The organism is Gordonia sp. 852002-10350_SCH5691597, assembly GCF_001665715.1.
Taxonomy (GTDB): domain Bacteria; phylum Actinomycetota; class Actinomycetes; order Mycobacteriales; family Mycobacteriaceae; genus Gordonia; species Gordonia sputi.
Window position 1 is genome coordinate 1 of the sequence record NZ_LZMO01000092.1, and the last position, 2,619, is coordinate 2,619.

Consider the following 2,619-nt stretch of genomic DNA (forward strand, 5'->3'; position numbering starts at 1 on the left):
TCGCAGCGGTGCTCGACGAACCGGCCTCGCCAGCGCCGCACGGTACCTCGGTTGAGGCCGAGTCGTTGTGCCACTTCGGTATTCGACCCGCCATCAGCGGCAGCGAGAACGATTCGTGATCGCATCGCCAAACCCGAGGCCGTCGTTCGCCGACGCGCCCACCCTTCGAGCTCACGGCGCTCGTCATCGGTCAGAACAACATCCACTGCTCGCGGACCCCGGGTTGCCATTCCCCAGTCTATCAACCGAATGACAATTAATGACTCAGGACACTAGCCTCGAAGTTTCGTGAGGTGGCGGTCGGTCGTTGAGTGGTCCGGATGGTGTGGTCTGAGGACCGGATTCCGGACCGGGGCCGTGATGAGGCGCCCGAGGCGTCGGTGGGCGTCGGGGTTCACGGCCCCGAAATTGTGTGCCTTTCAGTCGGTGGTCAGGACGGCTGGTGGGGTTAGCCGGGGTCGGGAAGTGCTGTGAGCCTTGCTATTGCGTCGAGAAGAAGAGTCATGTGGGGTGCGTGGGCGGCCAACTTCAGTCGGGTTCGGCGGGCGTGGCGGCTGATCTTGGCGGCGATGGTGAACACGCGGTGGCGTAGGCGTTTGGGTTCCCACCGGCGGGCCTGGGTGTCGGTGAACGCGAGCATCTGAGTCCAGGCGATCAACTCGCATGCGATTTCGACGATGACGCACCAGATGCGGTTGGCGTCGAAGCCGTGCAGGGGCAGGTTGGTCAGTCCGCAGTCTTTGGTGGTGCGGATGCGGTCTTCGCAGCGGGCTCGTCGGCGATGTCGTAGTTCGAGGTCGGCGAGTTGACCACGAACAGTGTTGGTGGCAAATGCGGTCAACCGCAAACCATCTCGGTCGGTGAAGCGTAGCTGGGCGCCGGGATGGGGTTTCTCTTTACGCACGATCACCCGCATACCGTCGGGCCAGGTACTCAGGTCGAGGACACCGGTCAACTCGGCCACCCACGCCCCGTCGCGTTCGGTACCGTCGGCGTCGTAGGCCGGTGTCCACACCTGGGGTGAGAGACCGTCGATGGCCTCGGCGATCGGCTCGGTCAGGCCGAACCCGACCGAATACGCCAGCCGCCGCTTGTGCAGGTAGTTCAGGAAGTCGTGGGTGCCGCCGGCCGAGTCGGTACGCACCAGCACCGTTTTACCGACCCGATACCCGCTGACCTGCGGTAGCTGTGCCAGCGCGTGGGCGGTGACGGTGATGTGGTCGGCGGCGGTGTTGGCCCCGGCATTACCGGCCCGCAACTCGATCGCCAGGGGTTCACCAGTCCCGGCACTGCCATGATCAACGAACGCACACAAGGGGTGAAAACCGAAGCCACGCTTATAGGTTGGGGCCGCGTGTTCTTTCTCCGAATGTGCGGTCACCAACGTCGCATCCAAGTCGATGACCAGCGGATCGTGCGCGTCGCGACCATGGTCGGGAGCGGTATCGCCAGCGCAGTGCCACGCCCGGGTTCGGGCGCGCGCACGACCCGAAGCGATCGCGGTCAGTACTGCCGGCGCATCAGCAGCCAGGGTGGCGATCAGTCGTGACACCGTCGGATCAGAAGCGATCTGCCCAAACACCGCCGGATCGGCTCGCAGTTGGTTGATGTCGGCCAGACAGTCACCGCCGATCGCGACCGCGACCGCCAGATCCAGCAGGATCTTGCCCGGATCATGAGTGGCCAAAGGCTTACGCCACGGCATCAACGCATCGGACAATGCTGTGGTCAGACGCGTTTTCTCCGCAGCACGCAGCAACACTGTGGCCCCAGCATGCGACACGATCCCGGTTCCCGACCCATCAGCGGACAACTGCGGATACGGCGACGTAGACTTACTCACCAGATTGGTGCTCCTCGATCATGAGATATTCGGACCTTCGCAAGTCGAATTATCCCAGGTCAGGGCACCAATCTTCGTTTACGACACGAAATCAGCATGAAAGCCCGAGGCTAGTGGTGAACACTGGAAGTAGTGGCTATCAGGCGATCGCAGGTATCCCAGCGAATGGGTGCGCGTTCAGTAATACGTATGGACACTTTCAGATCACAGGACCCAATCTGAGTATTAATGGGCCGACGAATGGCCGGCCGGGAGCGGTAGGATACGGACATGGAAGCGGCTGGGTCTGTGCGACGTTGTGGGAACACAAGCCAAACAACGTGTACGTCAATCGCGGACGGGCATGTGTCCACGTATAGCCCACTGAGGCTAACCCCGTGATAACCGTTCATAGGACTCGGTGGCGTCGCAACAGGACGTCGCCACCGAGTCGTATTACTACACCAGAAGGATTCGGCGACTGGAAGCGCCAAACAGGCATCCAGGCAGGAGAATTGCGATCCGAACTGGTAGCTGCCAGGACGGCTCTTGAGAGGGCATCACGCCTGGCGGACGAGTTGTCGACGATACGGGGGGCTGCTTCGCCTCGTAATGCCCGAGTGACCCGACGTGAAATCCGTAGAGCCTTGCGCCTGGTAGATAAGGCTCGGGACGAGTTATCGCTTACACGCGAATATTTTCTATAGCAGCACTGAAGTCGGGCCTGGTGCACGGATAGGTGACAGGGTTAGTCACGCGGCCTGAGGGGCCTCGTGGTTGATGATGGTCTCGAATTC

General features: G+C 61.7%; 2 protein-coding genes. Both read right to left on the reverse strand.

Annotation, left to right across the window (positions count from 1 at the left end; all coding sequences use genetic code 11):
* Nucleotides 1-230: helix-turn-helix domain-containing protein (locus A5777_RS24065; RefSeq protein WP_156529298.1), on the reverse strand; the 230-nt coding region annotated here is incomplete at its 3' end.
* Between the two features lie 218 nt (nt 231-448).
* Complete coding sequence (locus A5777_RS06890) at nt 449-1,843, reverse strand: IS1380 family transposase (protein WP_064862097.1); 1,395 nt, start codon at nt 1,841-1,843, stop codon at nt 449-451.
* Nucleotides 1,844-2,619: the final 776 nt, after the last annotated feature.